This window comes from Streptomyces sp. CCM_MD2014, from assembly GCF_000772045.1.
GTDB classification, from domain to species: Bacteria; Actinomycetota; Actinomycetes; order Streptomycetales; family Streptomycetaceae; genus Streptomyces; species Streptomyces salinarius.
In genome coordinates this window covers 2,436,043-2,457,233 of the sequence record NZ_CP009754.1, presented here as the reverse complement: position 1 = coordinate 2,457,233, position 21,191 = coordinate 2,436,043, and the positions used below count along the sequence as shown (strand labels likewise).

The window sequence follows — 21,191 nt, the reverse complement described above, 5'->3', positions numbered from 1 at the left end:
GTGTTTCGGTGGTCATAGCGTAGGGGAAACGCCCGGTTACATTCCGAACCCGGAAGCTAAGCCTTACAGCGCCGATGGTACTGCAGGGGGGACCCTGTGGGAGAGTAGGACGCCGCCGAACAATTATTAGAAGGGCTGGTCCCGGAACTTCGGTTCCGGGACCAGCCCTTTTTTGTTTTCCGTCACTTCGAGTTCACGTTGCGCCCCGACCATCCCCGTATGGGTACTGCAGCAATGCTCAGGGCCGCCGGCGTGGGCGTCGGTGACGAGGTCGTCGTACCTGCCTTCGGGAACGTGGAAGTCGCCGAGGCCGTGGCCCTGGTGGGCGCTTCGCCGGTGTTCGCCGACATAGACCCGGTGACGTACTGCCTGGACCCCTCCTTGGTGGAGGCGGCGCTGACGTCCCGGACCGCGGCGATGGTCGTCGTGCACCGGTTCGGTCGGCCGGCGGACATGGGCGCACTGCACCGGGTCGGACAACGGCACGGACTGCTCGTGCTGGAGCAGGGCGAGTCCGAGGCGCCGTACGACGAGATAGCGCGGCGCAGGCAGCGGGCGGCCTACCTCGACGGGAAGTTGAGGGGCGTGCGGACTCCGGACTGGGGCGACGGGCACACCTACCAGCAGTACGTGGTGCGGGTGCCGGGGAACGGGCGGCCGGACCGTGACGCGTTCGCGCGCGCGGTGCGGGGGAGGGGAGTGGAATGCCGGGTGCCGGTGAAGGTGCCCGTGCATCGGATGCCCGGATTCCGGCGTTGCGTGTCGCTGCCGGAGACCGAGCGGGCCGTCGACGAGACGCTCGCGCTGCCTGTCGAGGCCGCGCTGACCAAGCGGGACATGCAACGGATCGTGTCCGCCTGCAATGCGCTCGGGGGACTGCTGCAGCCCGCGTACTGACGGAACGTCCGTGGTTGGGAGCACCGGCTTGTTCGGGGTATGATCTATTCCGTTGCCGCGAGGGAAACCTCGAAAAGCGACAGGCCCCTATAGCTCAGTCGGCAGAGCGTCTCCATGGTAAGGAGAAGGTCAACGGTTCGATTCCGTTTGGGGGCTCGCCATGCGAAAGGCCCCGCCCGATTTGGGCGGGGCCTTTCGCATGGCCGCGATCAGCGGCCGGGGCCGGGCCAAGTCCCGGGGCCGGCACGCTAGTCCGCGTGGGGCTCCGGGACGCGCATCGCGAGGATCGCCATGTCGTCGGACGGGGCGTCCGACGCGAACCGCTCCACCGCGCGCATGATGCGCGCGGCCACCGCACCCGCCGTCAGGCCCGTGCAGGTCGTCAGGACGTCGGCGAGACCGTCGTCGCCCAGCATGCGCGTGCCCTCGCGGCGTTCGGTGACGCCGTCCGTGACGCACAGCAGGACGTCGCCCGGGTCGAGGGTGACCGTCTGCTCGTACAGCTCCAGGTCCTCGATGACGCCGAGGAGCGGCTGCGGTTCGGCGGCCGGTTCGACCGTGCCGTCCTGGCGCAGGCGGAGCGGCAGCGGATGGCCGGCGCAGACCACCTTCAGCTCCGCGCTGCCGTCCTCCTGCGGGCGCATCTCGCCGTACAGCAGTGTGAGGAAGCGGCTGCGGGCGCCCTCGTCCAGGATGGCGGAGTTGAGGCGCTGCAGGACCGCCGGGCCGCTCAGCCCCTCCCGGGCCAGCAGGCGCAGGGCGTGCCGGGCCAGGCCGGTGACGGCCGCTGCGTTGGGGCCCGTACCGCAGACGTCGCCGATGGCGAAGCCGTACGCGTCGTCGCTGATGGGGAAGAGGTCGTAGAAGTCGCCGCCCACCTCGTTGCCCTCGCCGGCCGCGCGGTAGATGACCTCGACCTCGACGCCGTCGATGACGGGCAGTTCCGGGGGCAGGAGGCTGCGCTGGAGGGACTGGCTGATGGCCGTGCGCTCCGAGTACAGGCGTGCGTTGTCCAGCGCCAGGGCGGCCCGGCGGGACAGGTCCTCGGCGAGTTCCAGGATCTCCTGGCGGAAGTGGTCGTCGGTGGGCTTGCCGAGCGTGAGCATGCCGATGACGCGGTTGCGGGCGACCAGCGGGAGGACGACGGTCTCGCCGCCGACGGCGGAGGCAGTGGCGAGGGTCGGACCGATGCCGGTGCTCACCGGCTGGGGCGTACCGCCGCTGAGTCCGAGGTCGCGCATGGAGGTGCGCAGTGCCGCCTGGTGGGCCATCTCGGCGGGAGCCGTCCAGACCCGGGCGCCCGGGGTGGGGACCGGGTCGGGCGGCGCGATCTTCGACAGCAGGGACTTGATGCCGTCGATCAACTCCTCGTCCTCGTGCAGGACGTAGGAGAGGTACGGGTCCGAGGACTGGTCGGCGATGGTGTAGACGGCGCACCAGGTGGCCAGCGTCGGGACCGTCATCTGGGCCATGAGGGCCAGCGTCTGGTCGCGGTCCAGGGTGCCGGCGAGGAGGTCGGAGGCCTCGACGAGGAAGCTGAGCGAGCCGCGGCGCAGCCGCTCCAGCTCGCCCAGGCGCGCCGACTCGACGGCCAGCGCGATGCGGTCGGCGGCGAACTGGAGGCGCAGTGCCTCCTCGTTGGAGTACCGGCCGGGGGCCTCGGCGGCGACGCCGAGGGAGCCGGTGAGGCGGCCCTCGACCTTGAGCGGGACGGTGACGACCGAACGCATGCCCGTGCTGCTGAGCAGCGGAACCGCGCCGGGGACGGCTTCGAGGTCGTCGTGGACGGCGGGCATGCGCGCCGAGCCGTAGCGGCCGGGTCCCGCCTCGACGGGGACGCGGGCGAAACGCTGGCGGGCGGAGGGCAGCCCGGTCGAGGCGCGGACCTCCAACTCCGTTTCGTCGTCGGTGGCCAGGAGCAGGAAGGCGGCGTCGGCGTCGAGCATGTCGCGGGCGCGTTCGACGGTGCGCTGGAGCAGGCCGTCGAGGTCGTCCGGGGCGGGAGAGCCGATGAACACCTCGAAGGGGTCGGTGCTCTGGCCCTCTGCGGACGGGGTGTCGGCGGCCGGCACGCGCAACGGGGTCTGCAGCACCGCGCGTTCGTGGTCGCGGACCAGGAGGCAGACCGTGGACGGCTCGCCGTCGGCGTCGCGGACGCGGAGGTGGGAGGCGTAGACCGGGGTGACGCGGCCGTCGGCGCCCCTTATGCCGTAGCTGCCCTCCCAGCGGGAGAGCTGGAGCGCCTCGGCGATGCCGGTGCTGGTGCCGGGGGTGTGCGGCCAGGCGGCGAGGTCGGTCAGCGGCTTGCCGACGACCTGGTCGGGGGCGTAGCCGAAGAGATCCTCGGCGTCCTCGTTCCAGGACGTGACGGAGCCGGTGCGGTCGATCTGGACGACGGCGACCCGGACCCGGCCGTCGGCGAGCGGCAGCAGAGCGGCCGGGAGGGAGGGGCCGGCGGCGCGGGTGCCGACCGGGCGCTCGGGCAGGTGGAGGTGGAACCAGACGTTCTTGAGCGTGGGCGTGTACTCCACGCCCCAGCGGTCGGCCAGCGCCGCGCACAACTGGAGGCCGCGCCCGCCCTCGCGGTCGAGGCTGCCCATGTTGGCGGGGGAGCCCTGGAGCGGGACCTCACGCTCCGGATAGTGGTCGGCGACCTCGATGCGTACGCCGTCGTCGCTGCGCAGGCACACGACGTCGGCGGTGGTGCCGGCGTGGACCACGGCATTGGTCACCAGTTCGCTGGTGAGCACCACGGCGTCGTCGACGATGTCGGCCTGGCCCCAGCCCTGGAGGGTGTCGCGGACGAAGGACCGGGCGCTCGCCACGGATCGCCCGACGGGCTCGAAGCTGGCGGCCGCGCGCGCGGTGATCACAGAACTCCTCGACCCTCTCTCCCCGTGCACGGCCTCATGGCCGACCGGCTCGTGCCGCTGCTGCGGCAGCCCACCCGTCGGCCCGGGATCCGGGGGCTGCTCCCCCGGGATCAGTCCGGTGGTCATTCCGGCCGCCCCTCCGATGCCCGCTCGTCTCCGTGCCACCGCCCAGACCGGACGGACCGGTACGGCTGGACAGCCTCATGCAAGGTTACTTACCTTCGCCGTCCATCCGGATGCCGGTCTGCAGTGTTTCCGCCCAGAGGGTGTGCGGACGATGTGCGAAGCTGCCGAACTGTTATGGCCTGGTTCGGCCGGGGTGAAACACTGGGCAAGCTGCTTATGAAGGTCCGGGCAGGTGAATGCGTGCCCGGTCGGGTGGGCAGCAGCCCCTGGAAGCGGTCCGGCGTGCCGGGCCGCGGTGCCCGGCAGTACGGGAATCACAGGCGGCAGGAACCGGTCCGCCGAGCGTGGGCGGCCGGGCACAGCGGTATCGGTCGACCCCTGCGGGAGGGACACAGTGGAGTCTGGCGCAGCGACGCGGACCACGAAGACGCGCGCGAAGGGCGGACAGTCCCTGAGCAACCAGGGCAAAACGCGGGGCGGCAGTACCCGGGGCGGCACCACGACGGTGGACACGGCGGCCCTGAACCGGCTGCTCGCGGCCCTCGTGTCGATGCGGGAGGGAAACTTCCGCAGGCGGCTCACGGTGTCCGGCGACGGCGTGATGGCGGAGATCGCGGCGGTCTTCAACGAGGTGGCCGACCGCAATCTGCACCTCACGGGCGAGCTGGCGCGGGTGCGGCGCGTGGTCGGACGTGAGGGAAAACTCACGGAGCGGCTGGAGACCGGCGCCTGCGAGGGGTCCTGGGCGGCCGCGATCGACCACTCGAACGCGCTGGTGGACGACCTGGTGCGACCGGTCTCCGAGGTCAGCCGGGTGTTGTCGGCGGTCGCGGACGGTGATCTGTCGCCGCGCATGGAGCTGCGGACGCAGAGCGAGGAGGGCACCGGGCAGCCGCTGCGCGGTGAGTTCCTGAAGGTCGGCCGGACCGTGAACAACCTGGTCGACCAGTTGTCGACGTTCACGGACGAGGTCACGCGGGTGGCCAGCGAGGTCGGCACCGAGGGCAAGCTGGGCGGTCAGGCCCGGGTGCGCGGTATGTCCGGTTCCTGGAAGGACCTGACGGACTCCGTCAACACGATGGCGTACCGGCTCACCGCCCAGGTGAGGGACATCGCGCTGGTCACGACGGCGGTGGCCAAGGGTGACCTGTCGCGGAAGGTCACCGTGCACGTGGCCGGCGAGATGCTGGAGCTGAAGAACACCGTCAACACGATGGTGGACCAGCTCTCCGCGTTCTCGTCCGAGGTGACGCGGGTGGCCCGGGAGGTGGGCACCGAGGGTGCGCTGGGCGGTCAGGCGCGGGTGCCGGGTGTGGCCGGGGTGTGGAAGGAGCTGACCGATTCCGTCAACACCATGGCGGGGAACCTGACGGCCCAGGTGCGGGAGATCTCCCACGTGACGACGGCGGTCGCCAACGGCGACCTGTCGAAGAAGGTGACGGTGCCGGCCCGCGGCGAAGTCGCGCAGCTCGCCGAGACGATCAACCAGATGACCGAGACGCTGCGGATCTTCGCGGACGAGGTCACGCGCGTGGCGAACGAGACGGGTGGCGAGGGACAGCTCGGCGGTCAGGCGAACGTGCCCGGCGCGGCCGGTATCTGGAAGGACCTGACGGACTCCGTCAACACGGTCTTCCGGAACCTGACCACGCAGGTCCGCGACATCGCCGCGGTGACGACCGCCGTGGCGAGCGGTGACCTGTCGCAGAAGGTCACGGTGGACGTGGCCGGCGAGATGCTGGAGCTGAAGAACACCGTCAACACGATGGTGGACCAGCTCTCCGCCTTCGGTGCCGAGGTCACGCGGGTGGCCCGCGAGGTGGGCGTCGAGGGCGAGCTGGGCGGTCAGGCGCAGGTGCCGGGGGCGGCCGGGACGTGGAAGGACCTCACCGACTCCGTCAACACCGCGTTCCGCAACCTCACCGGTCAGGTGAGGAACATCGCCCAGGTGACGACGGCGGTGGCCAACGGCGACCTGTCGCAGAAGGTCACCGTGGACGTCTCCGGCGAGATGCTCCAGCTGAAGAACACCGTCAACACGATGGTGGACCAGCTCTCCAGCTTCGCCGACCAGGTGACGCGGATGGCCCGGGACGTGGGCACGGAGGGCCGCCTCGGCGGCCAGGCCCGCGTCGACGGGGTGTCGGGGACCTGGAAGGAGCTGACGGACTCCGTCAACTCCATGGCCGGCAATCTGACTTCCCAGGTGCGCAACATCGCCCAGGTCACGACGGCCGTGGCACGCGGCGACCTGTCCCAGAAGATCGACGTGGACGCGCGCGGCGAGATCCTGGAGCTGAAGAACACCATCAACACGATGGTCGACCAGCTGTCGTCCTTCGCCGAGCAGGTCACGCGCGTGGCCCGCGAGGTGGGTACCGAGGGCCGCCTCGGCGGTCAGGCACAGGTGCCCGGGGTCGCCGGCGTGTGGCGCGACCTCACCGACTCCGTGAACGGCATGGCCGGCAATCTCACCGCGCAGGTGCGCAACATCGCGCAGGTCGCGACGGCGGTGGCGCGCGGTGACCTGTCCCAGAAGATCACCGTGGACGCTCGCGGGGAGATCCTGGAGCTGAAGAACACCCTGAACACGATGGTGGACCAGCTGTCGTCGTTCGCCCAGGAGGTCACGCGCGTCGCGCGCGAGGTGGGCACCGAGGGCATCCTCGGCGGCCAGGCGGAGGTGCAGGGCGTCTCCGGCACCTGGAAGGACCTCACGCAGTCCGTGAACGGCATGGCCAACAACCTGACCATGCAGGTGCGCAACATCGCCGAGGTCACCACCGCGGTGGCCAAGGGCGACCTGTCGAAAAAGATCACCGTCGATGCCAAGGGTGAGATCCTCGAGCTGGTCACCACCGTCAACACGATGGTGGACCAGCTGTCGTCGTTCGCGGAGCAGGTCACGCGGGTGGCCCGTGAGGTGGGCACGGAGGGCATCCTCGGTGGTCAGGCGAGTGTGCCCGGCGTCGTGGGCATCTGGAAGGACCTCAACGACAACGTCAACCTGATGGCCAAGAACCTCACGGTCCAGGTGCGGAACATCTCCCAGGTGGCCGCGGCCGTCGCCAACGGCGACCTGACGCGGACGGTGACGATCGAGGCGCGCGGCGAGGTCGCGCAGCTCGCCGACACCTTCAACACCATGGTGCGCACGCTGCGTTCCTTCGCCGACCAGGTGACCAAGGTGGCCCGCGAGGTGGGCACCGACGGCATCCTGGGCGGCCAGGCACAGGTGCCGGGCGTGTCGGGGACGTGGAAGGACCTCACCGAGTCGGTGAACCAGATGGCGTCCAACCTGACCGGCCAGGTGCGCAACATCGCCATGGTCACCACGGCGATCGCGAAGGGCGACCTGACCAAGAAGATCGACATCGACGCGCGCGGCGAGATCCTGGAGCTGAAGACGACCATCAACACGATGGTCGACCAGCTCTCCTCCTTCGCCGAGGAGGTCACCCGCGTCGCCCGCGAGGTGGGCACCGAGGGACAGCTCGGCGGGCAGGCACGCGTGCGGGACGTCGACGGCACCTGGCGCGACCTGACGGAGTCCGTGAACGAGATGGCCGGGAACCTGACCCGGCAGGTGCGGGCCATCGCGCGCGTGGCGACCGCGGTGACCCGCGGCGATCTGAACCTGAAGATCGACGTGGACGCCTCCGGCGAGATCTCGGAGCTGCAGGACTACATCAACAAGATGATCGCCAACCTGCGCGACACCACGATCGCCAACAAGGAGCAGGACTGGCTCAAGGGCAATCTGGCCCGGATCTCCGGTCTGATGCAGGGCCGCCGCGACCTCCAGGACGTGGCCTCGCTGATCATGAGCGAGCTGACGCCCGTGGTCTCCGCGCAGCACGGGGCGTTCTTCCTCGCGATGCCCCTGGTCGACGGGCAGGAGCAGGCGGGCGCCGAGGGCGACGCGTACGAGCTGCGGATGCTCGGGTCGTACGGCTACTCGATGGGGTCGATGCCGACCTCGTTCCGGCCGGGGGAGGCGCTGGTCGGCACGGCCGCCAAGGAGAAGCGCACGATCCTCGTGGAGAACGCGCCGACCGGCTATCTGAAGATCTCCTCCGGGCTCGGCGAGGCCCCGCCCGCGCAGGTGATCGTCCTTCCGGTGCTGTTCGAGGGGCAGGTGCTCGGCGTCATCGAGCTGGCGTCGTTCACGCCGTTCACGCACATCCAGAAGGACTTCCTGAACCAGATCGCCGAGATGATCGCGACCAGCGTCAACACCATCTCCGTCAACACCAAGACGGAGGTGCTGCTGAAGCAGTCGCAGGAGCTGACCGAGCAACTGCGTGACCGCTCCGAGGAGTTGGAGCAGCGGCAGAAGGCGCTCCAGTCGTCCAACGCCGAACTGGAGGAGAAGGCCGAGCTGCTGGCCCAGCAGAACCGCGACATCGAGGTGAAGAACACCGAGATCGAGGAGGCCCGGCAGGTCCTGGAGGAGCGCGCGGAGCAGCTCGCGGTCTCCATGCGCTACAAGAGCGAGTTCCTGGCCAACATGTCGCACGAGCTGCGTACGCCGCTCAACTCCCTGCTGATTCTGGCCAAGTTGCTGGCCGACAACGCGGACGCGAACCTGACCCCGAAGCAGGTCGAGTTCGCCGAGACGATCCACGGCGCGGGCTCCGACCTGCTCCAGCTGATCAACGACATCCTCGACCTGTCGAAGGTCGACGCGGGGAAGATGGACGTCTCCCCGACGCGCATCGCACTCGTCCAGCTCGTGGACTACGTGGAGGCAACCTTCCGGCCGCTGAGCGCGGAGAAGGGCCTGGACCTGTCGGTGCGGGTGTCGCCGGGGCTGCCCGCGACCATGCACACCGACGAGCAGCGGCTGCTCCAGGTGCTGCGCAACCTGCTGTCCAACGCGGTGAAGTTCACCGACTCGGGCTCGGTCGAGCTGGTCATCCGGCCCGCCCGGGACGAGGTGCCGCAGGCCATCCGGGAGCAGTTGCTGGAGGCCGGCTCGATGAGCGACCCGGACGCCGAGCTGATCGCGTTCTCCGTGAGCGACACGGGCATCGGGATCGCGGCCAGCAAGATGCAGGTGATCTTCGAGGCGTTCAAGCAGGCCGACGGCACCACCAGCCGCAAGTACGGCGGTACGGGTCTCGGGCTGTCCATCTCTCGGGAGATCGCGCAGCTGCTCGGCGGCGAGATCCACGCGCAGAGCGAGCCGGGCCGCGGGTCGACGTTCACGCTCTACCTGCCGCTGCACCCCAGCGAGCTGCCGCCGCACGGCTACCAGCAGCCGCTGCCGTCCGTGGAGGGCGGTGAGCCGTCGGCGTCCTCGGCGGCCGTGGCCGAGCTGCCGGGGGCGGAGGCCGAGGCGCCGGCCGAGGTGACGTCGTACCAGGACTCGCAGAACGGAGCGGCCGCGCTGTTCCGGCGCCGCCGCCGGTCGGCCGCTACCGATGCGCTGCCCGAGGTGCGGGAGCGGCAGTCGGACGCCGGACAGGAGCCGGCGCCGCAGTCGAGCCGGGGGATCAGGTTCGGCGGGCAGAAGGTGCTGATCGTCGATGACGACATCCGCAACGTCTTCGCTCTCACGAGCGTCCTGGAGCAGCACGGCCTGTCCGTGCTGTACGCCGAGAACGGGCGGGAGGGCATCGAGGTCCTGGAGCAGCACGAGGACGTGGCGGTCGTCCTGATGGACATCATGATGCCCGAGATGGACGGGTACGCGACGACCACGGCGATCCGCAGGATGCCCCAGTTCGCCGGTCTGCCGATCATCGCGCTGACCGCGAAGGCGATGAAGGGCGACCGGGAGAAGGCGATCGAGTCGGGTGCGTCCGACTACGTGACGAAGCCGGTCGACCCCGACCACCTGCTGACGGTGATGCAGCAGTGGATGCGCGAGGAGTGAGCCAGGGGTCCCGGCGGCGGCCGGGGAGCCGCCGGGAAGCGGCCGGTACGTTCGGACCCCGGGCCCGTAGTACGTTCGGGCACGGTGTCCTCGCATGTTCGGGCACCTTCCGTGCGGCTCGCTCGGGCGGTGTGCGAACGTGGAGTGTGTGCCACGGCGGGAACCTTCGGTTCACGCGGAGTCGCCGACTCGGCGTGCCCGAAGCCGTGTAGGAGCACGGGATTCGGGGAACCTTCTGGTCCCCCGCCGCGTTTCTGCTATGAGCACAGTGACATCACGGTGACAGGGTGTGGCGACAGGCGGGGTGCGGCTACGATGACCGGCACGAGGACGGGCGGCGCAAGGGAGCCGTCCCCCGGGGCGGCACCCGCCGGTGCCGTGCCAAGTCCTGTGGACAGGGGAGGCCCCACGCCGGGGCGAGGAGGGCGGGCCATGGTGCAGAAGGCCAAGATCCTCCTGGTCGATGACCGGCCGGAGAATCTGCTTGCGCTGGAGGCGATCCTCTCGGCGCTCGATCAGACGCTGGTGCGGGCATCGTCCGGGGAGGAAGCGCTCAAAGCACTGCTCACGGACGACTTCGCGGTCATTCTGCTGGACGTCCAGATGCCGGGCATGGACGGTTTCGAGACCGCCGCGCACATCAAGCGGCGGGAGCGGACCCGGGACATCCCGATCATCTTCCTCACCGCGATCAACCACGGCCCCCATCACACCTTCCGCGGGTACGCGGCGGGCGCGGTGGACTACATCTCCAAGCCCTTCGACCCCTGGGTGCTGCGCGCCAAGGTGTCGGTCTTCGTCGAGCTGTACATGAAGAACTGCCAGCTGCGGGAGCAGGCGGCGCTGCTGCGGCTCCAGTTGGAGGGCAGCGGCAAGGCGGAGGCGGGCGACACCAAGGAGCCGGCCGGGCTGCTCGCCGAGCTGTCGGCGCGGCTGGCGGCCGTGGAGGAGCAGGCGGAGGCGCTGTCCAAGCAGTTGGGCGACGAGTCGACGGACGCGGCGGCGGTGGCGACGGCCGCCCACCTGGAGCGCAAGCTCACCGGGTTGCGGCGGGCACTGGACGCCCTGGAGCCGGGCACGTCCGGAGGCCAGGCCGCCGTCAACTGACGCCACGGCCGACGCCCGGATCGCCGTTCACGACTCGGTACGGCGGCCACGGCCGTCCGTGAGGCGGCCCGTGAGGAAGGGTCAGGCGCCGTACCGGAACCGTCAGTTCCGCCGTCGCTCGGACGCGACACGAACGGGTGAAGCGGTGGGCACACGTGTCGACCGCCGTCTCCCCCGGTAACCTCACACCCATGGCCTCACGTCCCTCCGCAGCCAAGAAGCAGCCCGCGAAGAAGGCGGCCGCTCCCGCGAAGGGTCCCGCCAAGAAGGCCGCCGCGAAGAAGGCACCCGCGAAGAAGGCGCCCGCCAAGAAGGCCGCGGCGAAGAAGCCCGCGCCCAAACCGGCCCCGAACCCCACCGGAGGCGTCTACCGGCTGGTGCGCGCGCTCTGGCTGGGGCTCGCGCACGGCGTCGGCGCCGTCTTCCGCGGCATAGGGCAGGGCGCCAAGAACCTCGACCCCGCCCACCGCAAGGACGGCGTCGCCCTGCTGCTGCTCGGCATCGCGCTGATCGTCGCCGCGGGCACCTGGGCCGACCTCAAGGGCCCCGTCGGCGACCTCGTCGAGATCCTCGTGACCGGCGCCTTCGGCCGCCTGGACCTGCTCGTGCCGCTGCTGCTCGGCGCCATCGCCGTACGCCTGATCCGGCACCCGGAGAAGCCCGAGGCCAACGGGCGGATCGTGATCGGCCTGTCCGCGCTCGTCATCGGCGTGCTCGGCCAGGTGCACATCGCCTGCGGCTCACCGGCACGCAGCGACGGCATGCAGGCCATAAGGGACGCCGGGGGGCTGATCGGCTGGGGAGCGGCGACCCCGCTGTCGGCCACGATGACCGACGTGCTGGCCGTGCCGCTGCTGGTGCTGCTCACGGTCTTCGGCCTGCTCGTCGTCACCGCCACCCCGGTCAACGCGATCCCGCAGCGGCTTCGGCTGCTCGGGGTGCGGCTCGGCGTCGTCCACGACCCGCAGGCGGACGGGTACACCGAGGACGACGAACGCTACGACGAGCAGTGGCGCGAGGCGCTGCCCGCCCGGTCCCGCAAGCGCGGGGCACCGGCCGCCGCCGAGCCGTACGACCCCGACGCGGCCGAGCAGGAGGCGCTCAGCCGGCGTCGCGGCAGGCCCCGGCGGTCCGCCGTGCCGCAGCCCGAGATGAACCGGCCGATGGACGCCGTGGACGTCGCCGCCGCCGCGGCCGCCGCGCTCGACGGGGCCGTACTGCACGGGATGCCGCCCTCGCCGCTGGTCGCCGACCTCACCCAGGGGGTGAGCACGGGGGAGCGCGAGACCACGACCCCGACGCCCACGCCCGTGCCGGCGGCGCGGCCGCAGCCGGGGAAGCTCAAGAAGGACGCCGCCAAGGCGCCCGCGGAGGAACCGGCGAGCGGCGGCGTCCCGGACCTGACGAAGACGCCGCTGCCCAAGGAGCGGGACCTGCCGCCGCGCGCCGAGCAGCTCCAGCTCTCCGGCGACATCACCTACTCCCTGCCGTCGCTCGACTTCCTCACGCGCGGCGGCCCCGGCAAGGCGCGCAGTGCCGCCAACGACGCCATAGTCGACTCGCTGACCACCGTCTTCACCGAATTCAAGGTCGACGCCCGCGTCACCGGCTTCACCCGCGGCCCGACGGTCACGCGCTACGAGGTCGAGCTGGGCCCCGCCGTGAAGGTCGAGCGGATCACCGCGCTGACCAAGAACATCGCGTACGCCGTCGCCAGCCCCGACGTGCGGATCATCAGCCCGATCCCCGGCAAGTCCGCGGTCGGCATCGAGATCCCCAACACCGACCGGGAGATGGTCAACCTCGGCGACGTGCTGCGCCTGGCCGAGTCCGCCGAGGACGACGACCCGATGCTGGTCGCCTTCGGCAAGGACGTCGAGGGCGGCTACGTCATGCACTCGCTGGCGAAGATGCCGCACATGCTGGTCGCCGGCGCCACCGGCTCCGGCAAGTCGTCCTGCATCAACTGCCTGATCACCTCGATCATGATGCGGGCGACCCCCGAGGACGTCCGGATGATCCTGGTCGACCCCAAGCGCGTCGAGCTGACCGCGTACGAGGGCATCCCGCACCTGATCACCCCGATCATCACCAACCCGAAGCGGGCCGCCGAGGCGCTCCAGTGGGTCGTGCGCGAGATGGACCTGCGCTACGACGACCTCGCCGCCTACGGCTACCGGCACATCGACGACTTCAACCGCGCGGTGCGCGAGGGCAAGGTCAAGCCCCCCGAGGGCAGCGAGCGCGAACTCCAGCCGTACCCGTACCTGCTGGTGATCGTGGACGAGCTGGCCGACCTGATGATGGTCGCGCCGCGGGACGTCGAGGACGCGATCGTCAGGATCACGCAGCTCGCGCGCGCGGCCGGCATCCACCTGGTGCTCGCCACCCAGCGGCCCTCCGTGGACGTCGTCACCGGTCTGATCAAGGCCAACGTGCCCTCCCGCCTCGCCTTCGCCACCTCCTCGCTCGCCGACTCCCGGGTCATCCTCGACCAGCCCGGCGCCGAGAAGCTGATCGGCAAGGGCGACGGTCTCTTCCTGCCGATGGGTGCGAACAAGCCGACCCGCATGCAGGGCGCGTTCGTGACGGAGGAGGAGGTCGCGCTCGTCGTCCAGCACTGCAAGGACCAGATGGCGCCGGTCTTCCGGGACGACGTCACCGTCGGGACCAAGCAGAAGAAGGAGATCGACGAGGACATCGGCGACGACCTCGACCTGCTGTGCCAGGCCGCCGAGCTGGTCGTCTCCACGCAGTTCGGGTCGACGTCGATGCTCCAGCGCAAGCTGCGCGTCGGCTTCGCCAAGGCCGGGCGGCTGATGGACCTGATGGAGTCGCGGAGCATCGTCGGGCCGAGCGAGGGTTCGAAGGCTCGTGACGTTCTTGTGAAGCCTGACGAGCTGGACGGAGTGCTCGCGGTGATCCGGGGGGAGTCTGAAGGCTAGGGAACGGGTAGCCGACCGGTTCCGCCGGAGTTCCCGCGGCATTCCTCCGGCGGAGGGTCGCGGCGGCCGGGCGGCCGATCGTGACTCACCCGTTAGGGATCATTGAGCAACCGTTTCCCCATGCCCTACGTCAAGTTGAGGGAAGTGACAAACAGGTAGTCCACCATCGGGGTGCCGGGCCATTCCGATGGCGTAAAGGTCGTACCGCCCGGTTGCCCCACCCCTTGGCACCCCTCCTAGACTGAACGCCCAGCACAGGCGGCTAAACGCTCGAAAGGCGCCCCCGTGTCCAACGGCAACTCCCCCGAAGACGAGCGTCCGATCGAAGACGTGTCCCACGACGCCCCTGAAGACGTTTCCGAGGAAGCCCGGCCCTCCGTCGGCCGTGCCCTGCAGCAGGCACGGATCGCCGCCGGGCTGACCGTCGACGACATCACCACCGCCACCCGGGTCCGCATCGCCATCGTGCACGCCATCGAGGCGGACGACTTCACGCCCTGCGGCGGCGACGTCTACGCGCGCGGCCACATCCGCACCCTCGCCAAGGCCGTCGGGCTGGACCCGGCCGAGCTGCTCGCGCAGTACGAGGCCCAGCACGGCGGGCGCCCGGAGCCGACCGCCACCGCGCCCCTGTTCGAGGCGGAGCGCATCCGTCCCGAGCGGCGCGGACCCAACTGGACCGCCGCCATGGTCGCCGCCATCGTCGCCGTGATCGGCTTCGTGGGCTTCACCTTCGTCAAGGGCGGCGACGACGGCGGCAACGAAGCGAGCGTCGCCGAGGGGGCCCAGCCCTCGTCGGGCGAGTCCGCCTCGCCGAGCGCCAAGCCCAAGAAGCCCGCCGACCCGAAACCGGAACCGAGCGACAGCGCCATCGCCGCCGCACCCGCGGACAAGGTGACCGTCAAGGTCAGCGCCACCGACGGGCGCAGCTGGATCTCCGCCAAGGACCACAACGGCCGCCTGCTCTTCGACGGACTGCTCGACCAGGGCGACTCCAAGACCTTCCAGGACAACGAGAAGGTCAACCTCGTTCTCGGTGACGCCGGAGCCATAGAGCTCTACGTCAACGGCAAGAAGATCGAGGACGACTTCCAGCCCGGCGCCGTCGAGCGGCTGACGTACACGAAGGGCGATCCGCAGGTCGGATAGCGGATCGGGCGTGTGCTTCGGCACGGGGGCGGCCGGGGTCGGCCAACCCCGTCGACGTGGGCTGTCGGCGGGACGAAGTAGTCTTGAGCCCATGCCTGAAAGCCGCACCGTCGCACTCGTCACCCTTGGCTGCGCCCGTAACGAGGTGGACTCGGAGGAGCTCGCAGGCCGTCTGGAGGCGGACGGCTGGAAGCTCGTCGACGACGCCGAGGAAGCGGACGTCGCCGTCGTGAACACGTGCGGCTTCGTCGAGGCCGCCAAGAAGGACTCCGTCGACGCCCTCCTGGAGGCCAACGACCTCAAGGGCCACGGAAGAACGCAGGCCGTCGTGGCCGTGGGCTGCATGGCCGAGCGGTACGGCAAGGAGCTGGCCGACGCCCTCCCGGAGGCCGACGGCGTCCTCGGCTTCGACGACTACGCCGACATCTCCGACCGCCTGCAGACCATCCTCAGCGGCGGCATCCACGCCGCCCACACCCCGCGCGACCGGCGCAAGCTGCTGCCGATCAGCCCCGCCGAGCGGCAGGAGGCCGGCGCCTCGGTCGCCCTGCCCGGACACGGCCCGGCCGACCTCCCCGAGGGCGTCGCCCCCGCCTCCGGGCCCCGCGCGCCCCTGCGCCGCCGCCTGGACGGCTCCCCGGTCGCCTCGGTGAAGCTGGCCTCCGGCTGCGACCGGCGCTGCTCCTTCTGCGCCATCCCCTCCTTCCGCGGCTCCTTCATCTCGCGCCGCCCCAGCGACGTGCTGAACGAGACGCGGTGGCTGGCCGAGCAGGGCGTCAAGGAGATCATGCTGGTCTCCGAGAACAACACCTCCTACGGCAAGGACCTCGGCGACATCCGCCTCCTCGAGTCGCTGCTGCCCAACCTCGCCGAGGTCGACGGCATCGAGCGGGTGCGGGTCAGCTACCTCCAGCCCGCCGAGATGCGCCCCGGGCTGATCGACGTGCTGACCTCCACCGAGAAGGTCGTGCCCTACTTCGACCTCTCCTTCCAGCACTCCGCCCCGAACGTGCTGCGCGCGATGCGCCGCTTCGGCGACACCGACCGCTTCCTGGAGCTCCTCGACACCATCCGGAGCAAGGCCCCCGAGGCCGGTGTCCGCTCCAACTTCATCGTCGGCTTCCCCGGCGAGTCCGAGGCCGACCTCGCAGAACTGGAACGGTTCCTGAACCACGCCCGCCTCGACGCCATCGGCGTCTTCGGATACTCCGACGAGGAGGGCACCGAGGCGGCGACCTACGGCGACAAGCTGGACGAGGACGTCGTCGCCGAGCGACTGGCACGTGTCTCCCGGCTGGCCGAGGAACTGGTCTCGCAACGCGCCGACGAGCGCGTCGGCGCGACCGTGCGGGTACTGGTCGAGTCCGTGGACCCCGCCGACGAGGGCGACGGCGTCCGCGGCCGCGCGGAGCACCAGGCGCCCGAGACGGACGGCCAGGTGCTGCTCACGAGCGGCGAAGGCCTGAGTGTCGGTCGTATGGTCGACGCGAAGGTGGTCGGTACGGAGGGTGTCGACCTGGTGGCCGAGCCGCTGCAGGGCTCGCCCGAGCGGAGTGAGGAGGCCGGCAGATGAGCGGAGTCCCGGCGTCCGCGGCGGGCGGCTCCTCCAGTGCGCGCAGGACCGCGCCGCGTGGCACCGTGGGTCCGGCGCACGGACCGGCCGAGCGTACGACTCCGGGGGGCACCGTGGAACGGGACGCGGCGGAGCGGGGTACGGCCGAGCGGGGCGCGACCGAGGGCGGTGCCGGCGGGCGCGGGGGCAAGATCGCGGCCGCCGCGGTCAACCAGGCGAGCCTCTGGAACGTCGCCAATCTGCTGACGATGTTCCGGCTGCTCCTCGTGCCGGTCTTCGTGGTGCTGATGCTCGGCAACGGCGGATACGACCCGGCCTGGCGCTCCTTCGCCTGGGCCGCCTTCGCCGTCGCCATGTTCACCGACCTCTTCGACGGGCATCTGGCGCGCACCTACAACCTCGTCACCGACTTCGGCAAGATCGCCGACCCCATCGCCGACAAGGCGATCATGGGGGCGGCGCTCATCTGCCTGTCCGCGCTGGGCGACCTGCCGTGGTGGGTGACGGCCGTCATCCTCGGCCGGGAACTCGGGATCACCGTCCTGCGTTTCGTGGTCATCCGGTACGGCGTCATCCCCGCCAGCCGGGGCGGCAAACTGAAGACCCTCACCCAGGGCATCGCCGTCGGCATGTACGTCCTGGCGCTCACGGGTCCCCTGGCCACCCTGAGGTTCTGGGTGATGGCCGCCGCGGTGATCCTGACCGTGGCGACCGGACTGGACTATGTGAAGCAGGCCATTGTGCTGCGCCGCCGGGGAATCGCCGAACGCAGAGCGGCGTTGAAGAATGCGTCGAAGGAGTCGGAAGCTTGAGTTCCACGGCCGCCGACGTGGTGCGACTACTCACCGTCAGGGGCGAGACCCTGGCGGTCGCCGAGTCACTGACCGGCGGGATGGTCGCCGCCGCGCTCACCGCGGTCCCCGGTGCCTCCAAGGCCTTCCGGGGCTCCGTCACCGCGTACGCGACGGTGCTGAAGCGGGAACTGCTCGGCGTCGACGCCGACCTGCTCGCAGCACGCGGAGCGGTGGACCCGCAGGTCGCCGCCCAGATGGCGGCAGGTGTACGAGCGAGCCTGGGCGCCGACTGGGGCATCGCGACGACGGGTGTCGCCGGCCCGGACCCGCAGGACGGACAGCCCGTGGGGACGGTCTTCGTGGCCGTGGACGGACCCCGGGGAGCGCGGCGGGGTTGCGCCGATGGCGGAAAAGTGGAGGCGCTGCGGTTGAACGGCGACCGCGCGGAAATTCGTATGGAGAGTGTACGGAGCGTACTCGCACTTCTTTTGAGGGAGCTTGCGAGCGAACAGACCGGGAATGAGCGGGCACAGGATACGGAACGGAACGGGGGGTTTTGATGTTTGCAGCCCTGAGTGAACACGACATCGCTCCCCGCACGGCCGCGGCGCGAGGCGGTACGGTGGGGCGTGAAGGATGCGGTTACACGGTCCGAGGAGGGAGCCACCGATGATTCTGCTCCGTCGCCTGCTGGGTGACGTGCTGCGTCGGCAGCGCCAACGCCAGGGCCGTACTCTGCGCGAAGTCTCCTCGTCCGCCCGAGTCTCACTCGGCTATCTCTCCGAGGTGGAGCGGGGGCAGAAGGAGGCTTCTTCCGAGCTGCTCTCCGCCATCTGCGACGCGCTGGACGTACGGATGTCCGAGCTCATGCGGGAAGTGAGCGACGAGCTCGCCCTCGCCGAGCTGGCCCAGTCCGCTGCGGCCACCCCCAGCGAGACCGTTCCGGCACCGGTGCGTCCGATGCTGGGCTCCGTCTCGGTGACCGGTGTGCCACCGGAACGGGTGACCATCAAGGCGCCCGCCGAGGCAGTGGACGTCGTCGCCGCCTGAGCGCCCGAGAACGTGTGTGTGAGGCCCCGGCCGGGGTCGCTCCGGGAGACCGGAGTGACGCGGTCGGGGTTTTCGCGTGTCCGGGGGCGTCCCGCGCGTGAGTGTGCACGCCGTCGGCGGTGCAGGCGCCGGTTTGCCGGTCCGGGCGGGTGCGGTCATCGTGGAGGAGATGGCCGGGGGGCGACCGACGGAGGCGTGGATGTACGTCGTGAAGAGCCCGTTGTCCGACGCGGACCTGAAGACCGTCTCCGAGGCGCTGCAGGGCGCCCTCGTCGACCTGGTCGACCTGGCCCTGGTGGCGAAGCAGATCCACTGGAACGTGGTCGGCCCGCGCTTCCGCTCCGTCCATCTCCAGCTGGACGAACTCGTCGGCACGGCCCGTACGCACTCGGACACCGTGGCGGAACGTGCCTCGGCGCTCGGCGTCTCCCCGGACGGACGGGCCGCGACCGTCGCCGTGGGCAGCGGGATCGACGTGACCCCCGAGGGCTGGGTCGACGACACCGCCGCCGTGCAGACGATCGTGGACGCGCTGGGTGCGGTGATCGGGCGGATGCGCGAGCGGATCACGGCGAGCGGCGAGCCCGATCCCGTGAGTCAGGACATCTTCATCCAGATCACGGCCGATCTCGAGAAGCAGCACTGGATGTTCCAGGCCGGGAACGGATGACACGGGATGGCGGCGGCGCGCACGGCCCGCCGGACGGCCGCGCTGGGCCTCTGTGCGCTGTGGTGGTGGGCGGTGCTGCGCCTGGCGCTGGAGCCCGGTGCCGGGGTACTGGAAGGGGCGGTCGCGGTCGGCGGCTGGGGGCTGAGCGTGCTGCCCGTGCACTGTGTGCCGCGGCGCCGGGCCGTGGGGGCACTGGGTGCGGGACGGTGGCGGCGGGCTCTGCGCGGGGCCGTGACGCGAGGGCGTGCCCCGGCGCCTGACTCGACGTGGGACCCGGCCCGTCCGGGCGGCTCCGGCCTTCACGGCGGACGCCCGGGGGAGTAACATACAACCAAATGGTTGTAGATGAAGGTGTCGAAGAAGCGGAAGCGCGCACGGACCGCCTGTTCCAGGCGCTGGCCGACACGACCCGCCGCGACATCCTGCGCCGCTGTGTGCGGGAGGACCTGTCGGTGTCACGGCTGGCCGAGGCCTACCCGATGAGCTTCGCCGCCGTGCAGAAGCACGTCGCGGTACTGCAACGGGCCGGCCTGGTGGTCAAGGAACGCCGCGGACGGGAACAGCTCGTGCGGGCCGATCCCGACGCCCTGGGCCGGGCCCGCCGAGCCCTGGACGGACTCGAGGCCGCGTGGCGCGGACGCGTGGAGCGCATGTCCGGCCTGCTCGCCGAGGCACCCGAAACCGAATCCGAAGCGCAGCAATCGACGGAAGGACGGAGCCGATGAGTGTCACCAGCCTGGACAAGGATCCGGACAACCTGACCCTCACCCTGGTCGCCGACTTCGCCGCCCCCGCGGAACGGGTGTGGCAGCTGTGGGCCGACCCCCGGCAGCTGGAACGCTGGTGGGGACCGCCGTCCCACCCGGCGACGGTGGAGGAGCACGACCTGACCCCCGGCGGGGACGTCACGTACTTCATGACCGGCCCGCAGGGCGAGAAGTACCGCGGCTGGTGGCGGGTGGCCACGGTCGACGCACCACGGTCGCTGGAGTTCACCGACGGGTTCGCCGACGAGGACGGGGTGCCGAACGCCGCGATGCCGACGACCGCGAACCGCGTGACGCTCACCGAGCGGGACGGCGGCACCCGCATGGAAATGCGGGCGGTCTTCGACACCCGGGAGCAGATGGACCAGCTCATGACGATGGGCATGGACGAGGGCATGCGCGAGGCGGCCGGCCAGATGGACGCCATCCTCGCCGCCGGCTGAGCCGTCCCGCGGCTCCCGCGGCTCCCACGGCTCCCCGGCCGTTTCCTCAGCGGCCTCCGCGGCGGGCCGACCGGTGCCGTGCCCGTGCGTCCGCCGGGCCGCCCGGGCGTGGCGCGGGTCCCGCCTGGCAGGCCGGGCACCAGTACGTGGGGCGCTCGCGGGAGCCGTCGCCCTGGTCGGCCACCCGGACCGACGTGCCGCAGCGCAGGCAGGGGCGGGGCGCGCGGCCGTACACGAACAGGTCCTGGCCGCGCAGGCCCGTCGTCCGGCGGACCGGACGGTCGCGGTTGGCCTCCAGGAGTTCCCGCGCGAGCCCGGGGAGCCGCGCTGCGCGGTCCGCGGGCAGGTCCCCGACCGGCAGCCAGGGGGTGACGCCGAGGAGGAAGCAGAGCTCGCACTTGTAGACGTTGCCGATGCCGGCCAGATTGCGCTGGTCGAGCAGGGCCTCCCCGATCGGACGGGCCGGATCCGCCCGCAGGTTGTCCAGCGCCCGCGCCGGGTCCCAGTCGGGGCCGAGCAGATCGGGGCCGAGATGGCCGACGGCGCGCTGCTCGTCGGCGGTGCGCAGGACCTCCAGCACCGGGAGGCGGTAGCCGACGGCCGTGCGGTCGGCGGTGGCGAGAACGATCCTGATCTGGTGCGCGGGTCCGCCGCTCCAGCGCTGACCGGGCGCGAACACCTTCCAGGAACCGTCCATGCGCAGGTGTGAGTGCACCGTCAGGCCGCCCTCGACACGGGTGAGCAGGTGCTTGCCGCGCGGGGTGACGTCCAGGACGGTGCGGCCGGTCAGGTCGACCGTGGCGTACCGGGGGACGCGGAAGTCGCTGCGCGTCAGCACCTTGCCCGCGAGGGCGTCGTGCAGCCGTCGCGCGGCCTGTAGGACCGTGTCACCTTCGGGCATGGTTCAAGAGTGACA

At 70.9% G+C, this 21,191-nt stretch carries 15 protein-coding genes, 1 tRNA gene and 1 rRNA gene; 15 read left to right on the top strand and 2 right to left on the bottom strand.

Going from position 1 to position 21,191, the window contains the following annotated elements; translation table 11 throughout:
* Positions 1-4: 4 nt before the first annotated feature.
* The 3 genes from rrf to NI25_RS10560 all read left to right on the top strand — a co-directional run bounded on the left by rrf (position 5) and on the right by NI25_RS10560 (position 1,053).
* Positions 5-121, top strand: a 5S ribosomal RNA gene (gene rrf, locus NI25_RS10570).
* A gap of 113 nt (positions 122-234) precedes the next feature.
* Positions 235-897 (top strand): DegT/DnrJ/EryC1/StrS family aminotransferase, encoded by a 663-nt coding sequence (locus NI25_RS10565; protein WP_061446860.1) that lies wholly within the window; start codon positions 235-237, stop codon positions 895-897.
* A gap of 83 nt (positions 898-980) precedes the next feature.
* Positions 981-1,053: transfer RNA gene (locus tag NI25_RS10560), tRNA-Thr, on the top strand.
* Between the two features lie 92 nt (positions 1,054-1,145).
* On the opposite strand, the gene NI25_RS10555 is transcribed toward NI25_RS10560, so the two are convergent.
* Positions 1,146-3,896, bottom strand: coding sequence for a SpoIIE family protein phosphatase (locus NI25_RS10555; protein WP_061442221.1), 2,751 nt, complete (start codon positions 3,894-3,896; stop codon positions 1,146-1,148).
* A 394-nt stretch (positions 3,897-4,290) separates the two neighbouring features.
* Between NI25_RS10555 and NI25_RS10550 the strand changes: the two genes are divergently transcribed.
* From NI25_RS10550 to NI25_RS10495, 12 genes are all read left to right on the top strand, one after another.
* On the top strand, positions 4,291-9,777 hold the full coding sequence (locus NI25_RS10550; protein WP_061442220.1) for a HAMP domain-containing protein: 5,487 nt from the start codon (positions 4,291-4,293) through the stop codon (positions 9,775-9,777).
* A 432-nt stretch (positions 9,778-10,209) separates the two neighbouring features.
* Positions 10,210-10,884, top strand: coding sequence for a response regulator (locus NI25_RS10545; protein WP_061442219.1), 675 nt, complete (start codon positions 10,210-10,212; stop codon positions 10,882-10,884).
* A gap of 191 nt (positions 10,885-11,075) precedes the next feature.
* Positions 11,076-13,829 carry a DNA translocase FtsK gene (locus tag NI25_RS10540; protein ID WP_199560876.1) on the top strand — a complete coding sequence of 918 codons (2,754 nt, stop codon included), beginning with the start codon at positions 11,076-11,078 and terminating at the stop codon, positions 13,827-13,829.
* A gap of 285 nt (positions 13,830-14,114) precedes the next feature.
* On the top strand, positions 14,115-14,978 hold the full coding sequence (locus NI25_RS10535) for a helix-turn-helix domain-containing protein (protein ID WP_061442218.1): 864 nt from the start codon (positions 14,115-14,117) through the stop codon (positions 14,976-14,978).
* Between the two features lie 91 nt (positions 14,979-15,069).
* Positions 15,070-16,551, top strand: a complete 1,482-nt coding sequence (gene rimO, locus NI25_RS10530; RefSeq protein ID WP_061442217.1) for a 30S ribosomal protein S12 methylthiotransferase RimO — start codon at positions 15,070-15,072, stop codon at positions 16,549-16,551.
* On the top strand, positions 16,548-17,363 hold the full coding sequence (pgsA, locus tag NI25_RS10525; protein WP_061442216.1) for a CDP-diacylglycerol--glycerol-3-phosphate 3-phosphatidyltransferase: 816 nt from the start codon (positions 16,548-16,550) through the stop codon (positions 17,361-17,363). Before rimO ends, pgsA begins: the two co-directional genes overlap by 4 nt.
* Positions 17,360-17,905: a CinA family protein gene (locus NI25_RS10520; RefSeq protein WP_061442215.1), complete on the top strand. Its 546-nt coding sequence runs from the start codon at positions 17,360-17,362 to the stop codon at positions 17,903-17,905. Before pgsA ends, NI25_RS10520 begins: the two co-directional genes overlap by 4 nt.
* 109 nt (positions 17,906-18,014) lie before the next feature.
* Positions 18,015-18,395: a helix-turn-helix domain-containing protein gene (locus NI25_RS10515; RefSeq protein ID WP_007387871.1), complete on the top strand. Its 381-nt coding sequence runs from the start codon at positions 18,015-18,017 to the stop codon at positions 18,393-18,395.
* 199 nt (positions 18,396-18,594) lie between these two features.
* The gene (locus tag NI25_RS10510) at positions 18,595-19,065 is read left to right on the top strand and encodes a Dps family protein (RefSeq protein WP_061446858.1); all 471 of its coding nucleotides are present in this window, start codon (positions 18,595-18,597) and stop codon (positions 19,063-19,065) included.
* Positions 19,066-19,071: 6 nt separating this feature from the next.
* Positions 19,072-19,389 (top strand): hypothetical protein, encoded by a 318-nt coding sequence (locus NI25_RS40125; RefSeq protein WP_061442214.1) that lies wholly within the window; start codon positions 19,072-19,074, stop codon positions 19,387-19,389.
* An 11-nt stretch (positions 19,390-19,400) separates the two neighbouring features.
* Positions 19,401-19,790: an ArsR/SmtB family transcription factor gene (locus NI25_RS10500; RefSeq protein ID WP_061442213.1), complete on the top strand. Its 390-nt coding sequence runs from the start codon at positions 19,401-19,403 to the stop codon at positions 19,788-19,790.
* Positions 19,787-20,275: an SRPBCC family protein gene (locus tag NI25_RS10495; RefSeq protein ID WP_061442212.1), complete on the top strand. Its 489-nt coding sequence runs from the start codon at positions 19,787-19,789 to the stop codon at positions 20,273-20,275. Before NI25_RS10500 ends, NI25_RS10495 begins: the two co-directional genes overlap by 4 nt.
* A gap of 46 nt (positions 20,276-20,321) precedes the next feature.
* On the opposite strand, the gene NI25_RS10490 is transcribed toward NI25_RS10495, so the two are convergent.
* Positions 20,322-21,176 carry an Fpg/Nei family DNA glycosylase gene (locus tag NI25_RS10490; RefSeq protein ID WP_061442211.1) on the bottom strand — a complete coding sequence of 285 codons (855 nt, stop codon included), beginning with the start codon at positions 21,174-21,176 and terminating at the stop codon, positions 20,322-20,324.
* Positions 21,177-21,191: the final 15 nt, after the last annotated feature.

What these genes read in the sequence shown, in the direction of transcription:
- NI25_RS10545 (WP_061442219.1), top strand. Translation starts at nt 10,210, where the DNA reads ATGGTGCAGAAGGCCAAGATCCTCCTGGTCGATGACCGGCCGGAGAAT.
- NI25_RS10495 (WP_061442212.1), top strand. Translation starts at nt 19,787, where the DNA reads ATGAGTGTCACCAGCCTGGACAAGGATCCGGACAACCTGACCCTCACC.
- NI25_RS10515 (WP_007387871.1), top strand. Translation starts at nt 18,015, where the DNA reads ATGATTCTGCTCCGTCGCCTGCTGGGTGACGTGCTGCGTCGGCAGCGC.
- pgsA (WP_061442216.1), top strand. Translation starts at nt 16,548, where the DNA reads ATGAGCGGAGTCCCGGCGTCCGCGGCGGGCGGCTCCTCCAGTGCGCGC.
- NI25_RS10510 (WP_061446858.1), top strand. Translation starts at nt 18,595, where the DNA reads ATGTACGTCGTGAAGAGCCCGTTGTCCGACGCGGACCTGAAGACCGTC.
- NI25_RS10565 (WP_061446860.1), top strand. Translation starts at nt 235, where the DNA reads ATGCTCAGGGCCGCCGGCGTGGGCGTCGGTGACGAGGTCGTCGTACCT.
- NI25_RS10490 (WP_061442211.1), bottom strand. Translation starts at nt 21,176, where the DNA reads ATGCCCGAAGGTGACACGGTCCTACAGGCCGCGCGACGGCTGCACGAC.
- rimO (WP_061442217.1), top strand. Translation starts at nt 15,070, where the DNA reads ATGCCTGAAAGCCGCACCGTCGCACTCGTCACCCTTGGCTGCGCCCGT.
- NI25_RS10500 (WP_061442213.1), top strand. Translation starts at nt 19,401, where the DNA reads ATGGTTGTAGATGAAGGTGTCGAAGAAGCGGAAGCGCGCACGGACCGC.
- NI25_RS10555 (WP_061442221.1), bottom strand. Translation starts at nt 3,896, where the DNA reads ATGACCACCGGACTGATCCCGGGGGAGCAGCCCCCGGATCCCGGGCCG.
- NI25_RS40125 (WP_061442214.1), top strand. Translation starts at nt 19,072, where the DNA reads ATGGCGGCGGCGCGCACGGCCCGCCGGACGGCCGCGCTGGGCCTCTGT.
- NI25_RS10540 (WP_199560876.1), top strand. Translation starts at nt 11,076, where the DNA reads ATGGCCTCACGTCCCTCCGCAGCCAAGAAGCAGCCCGCGAAGAAGGCG.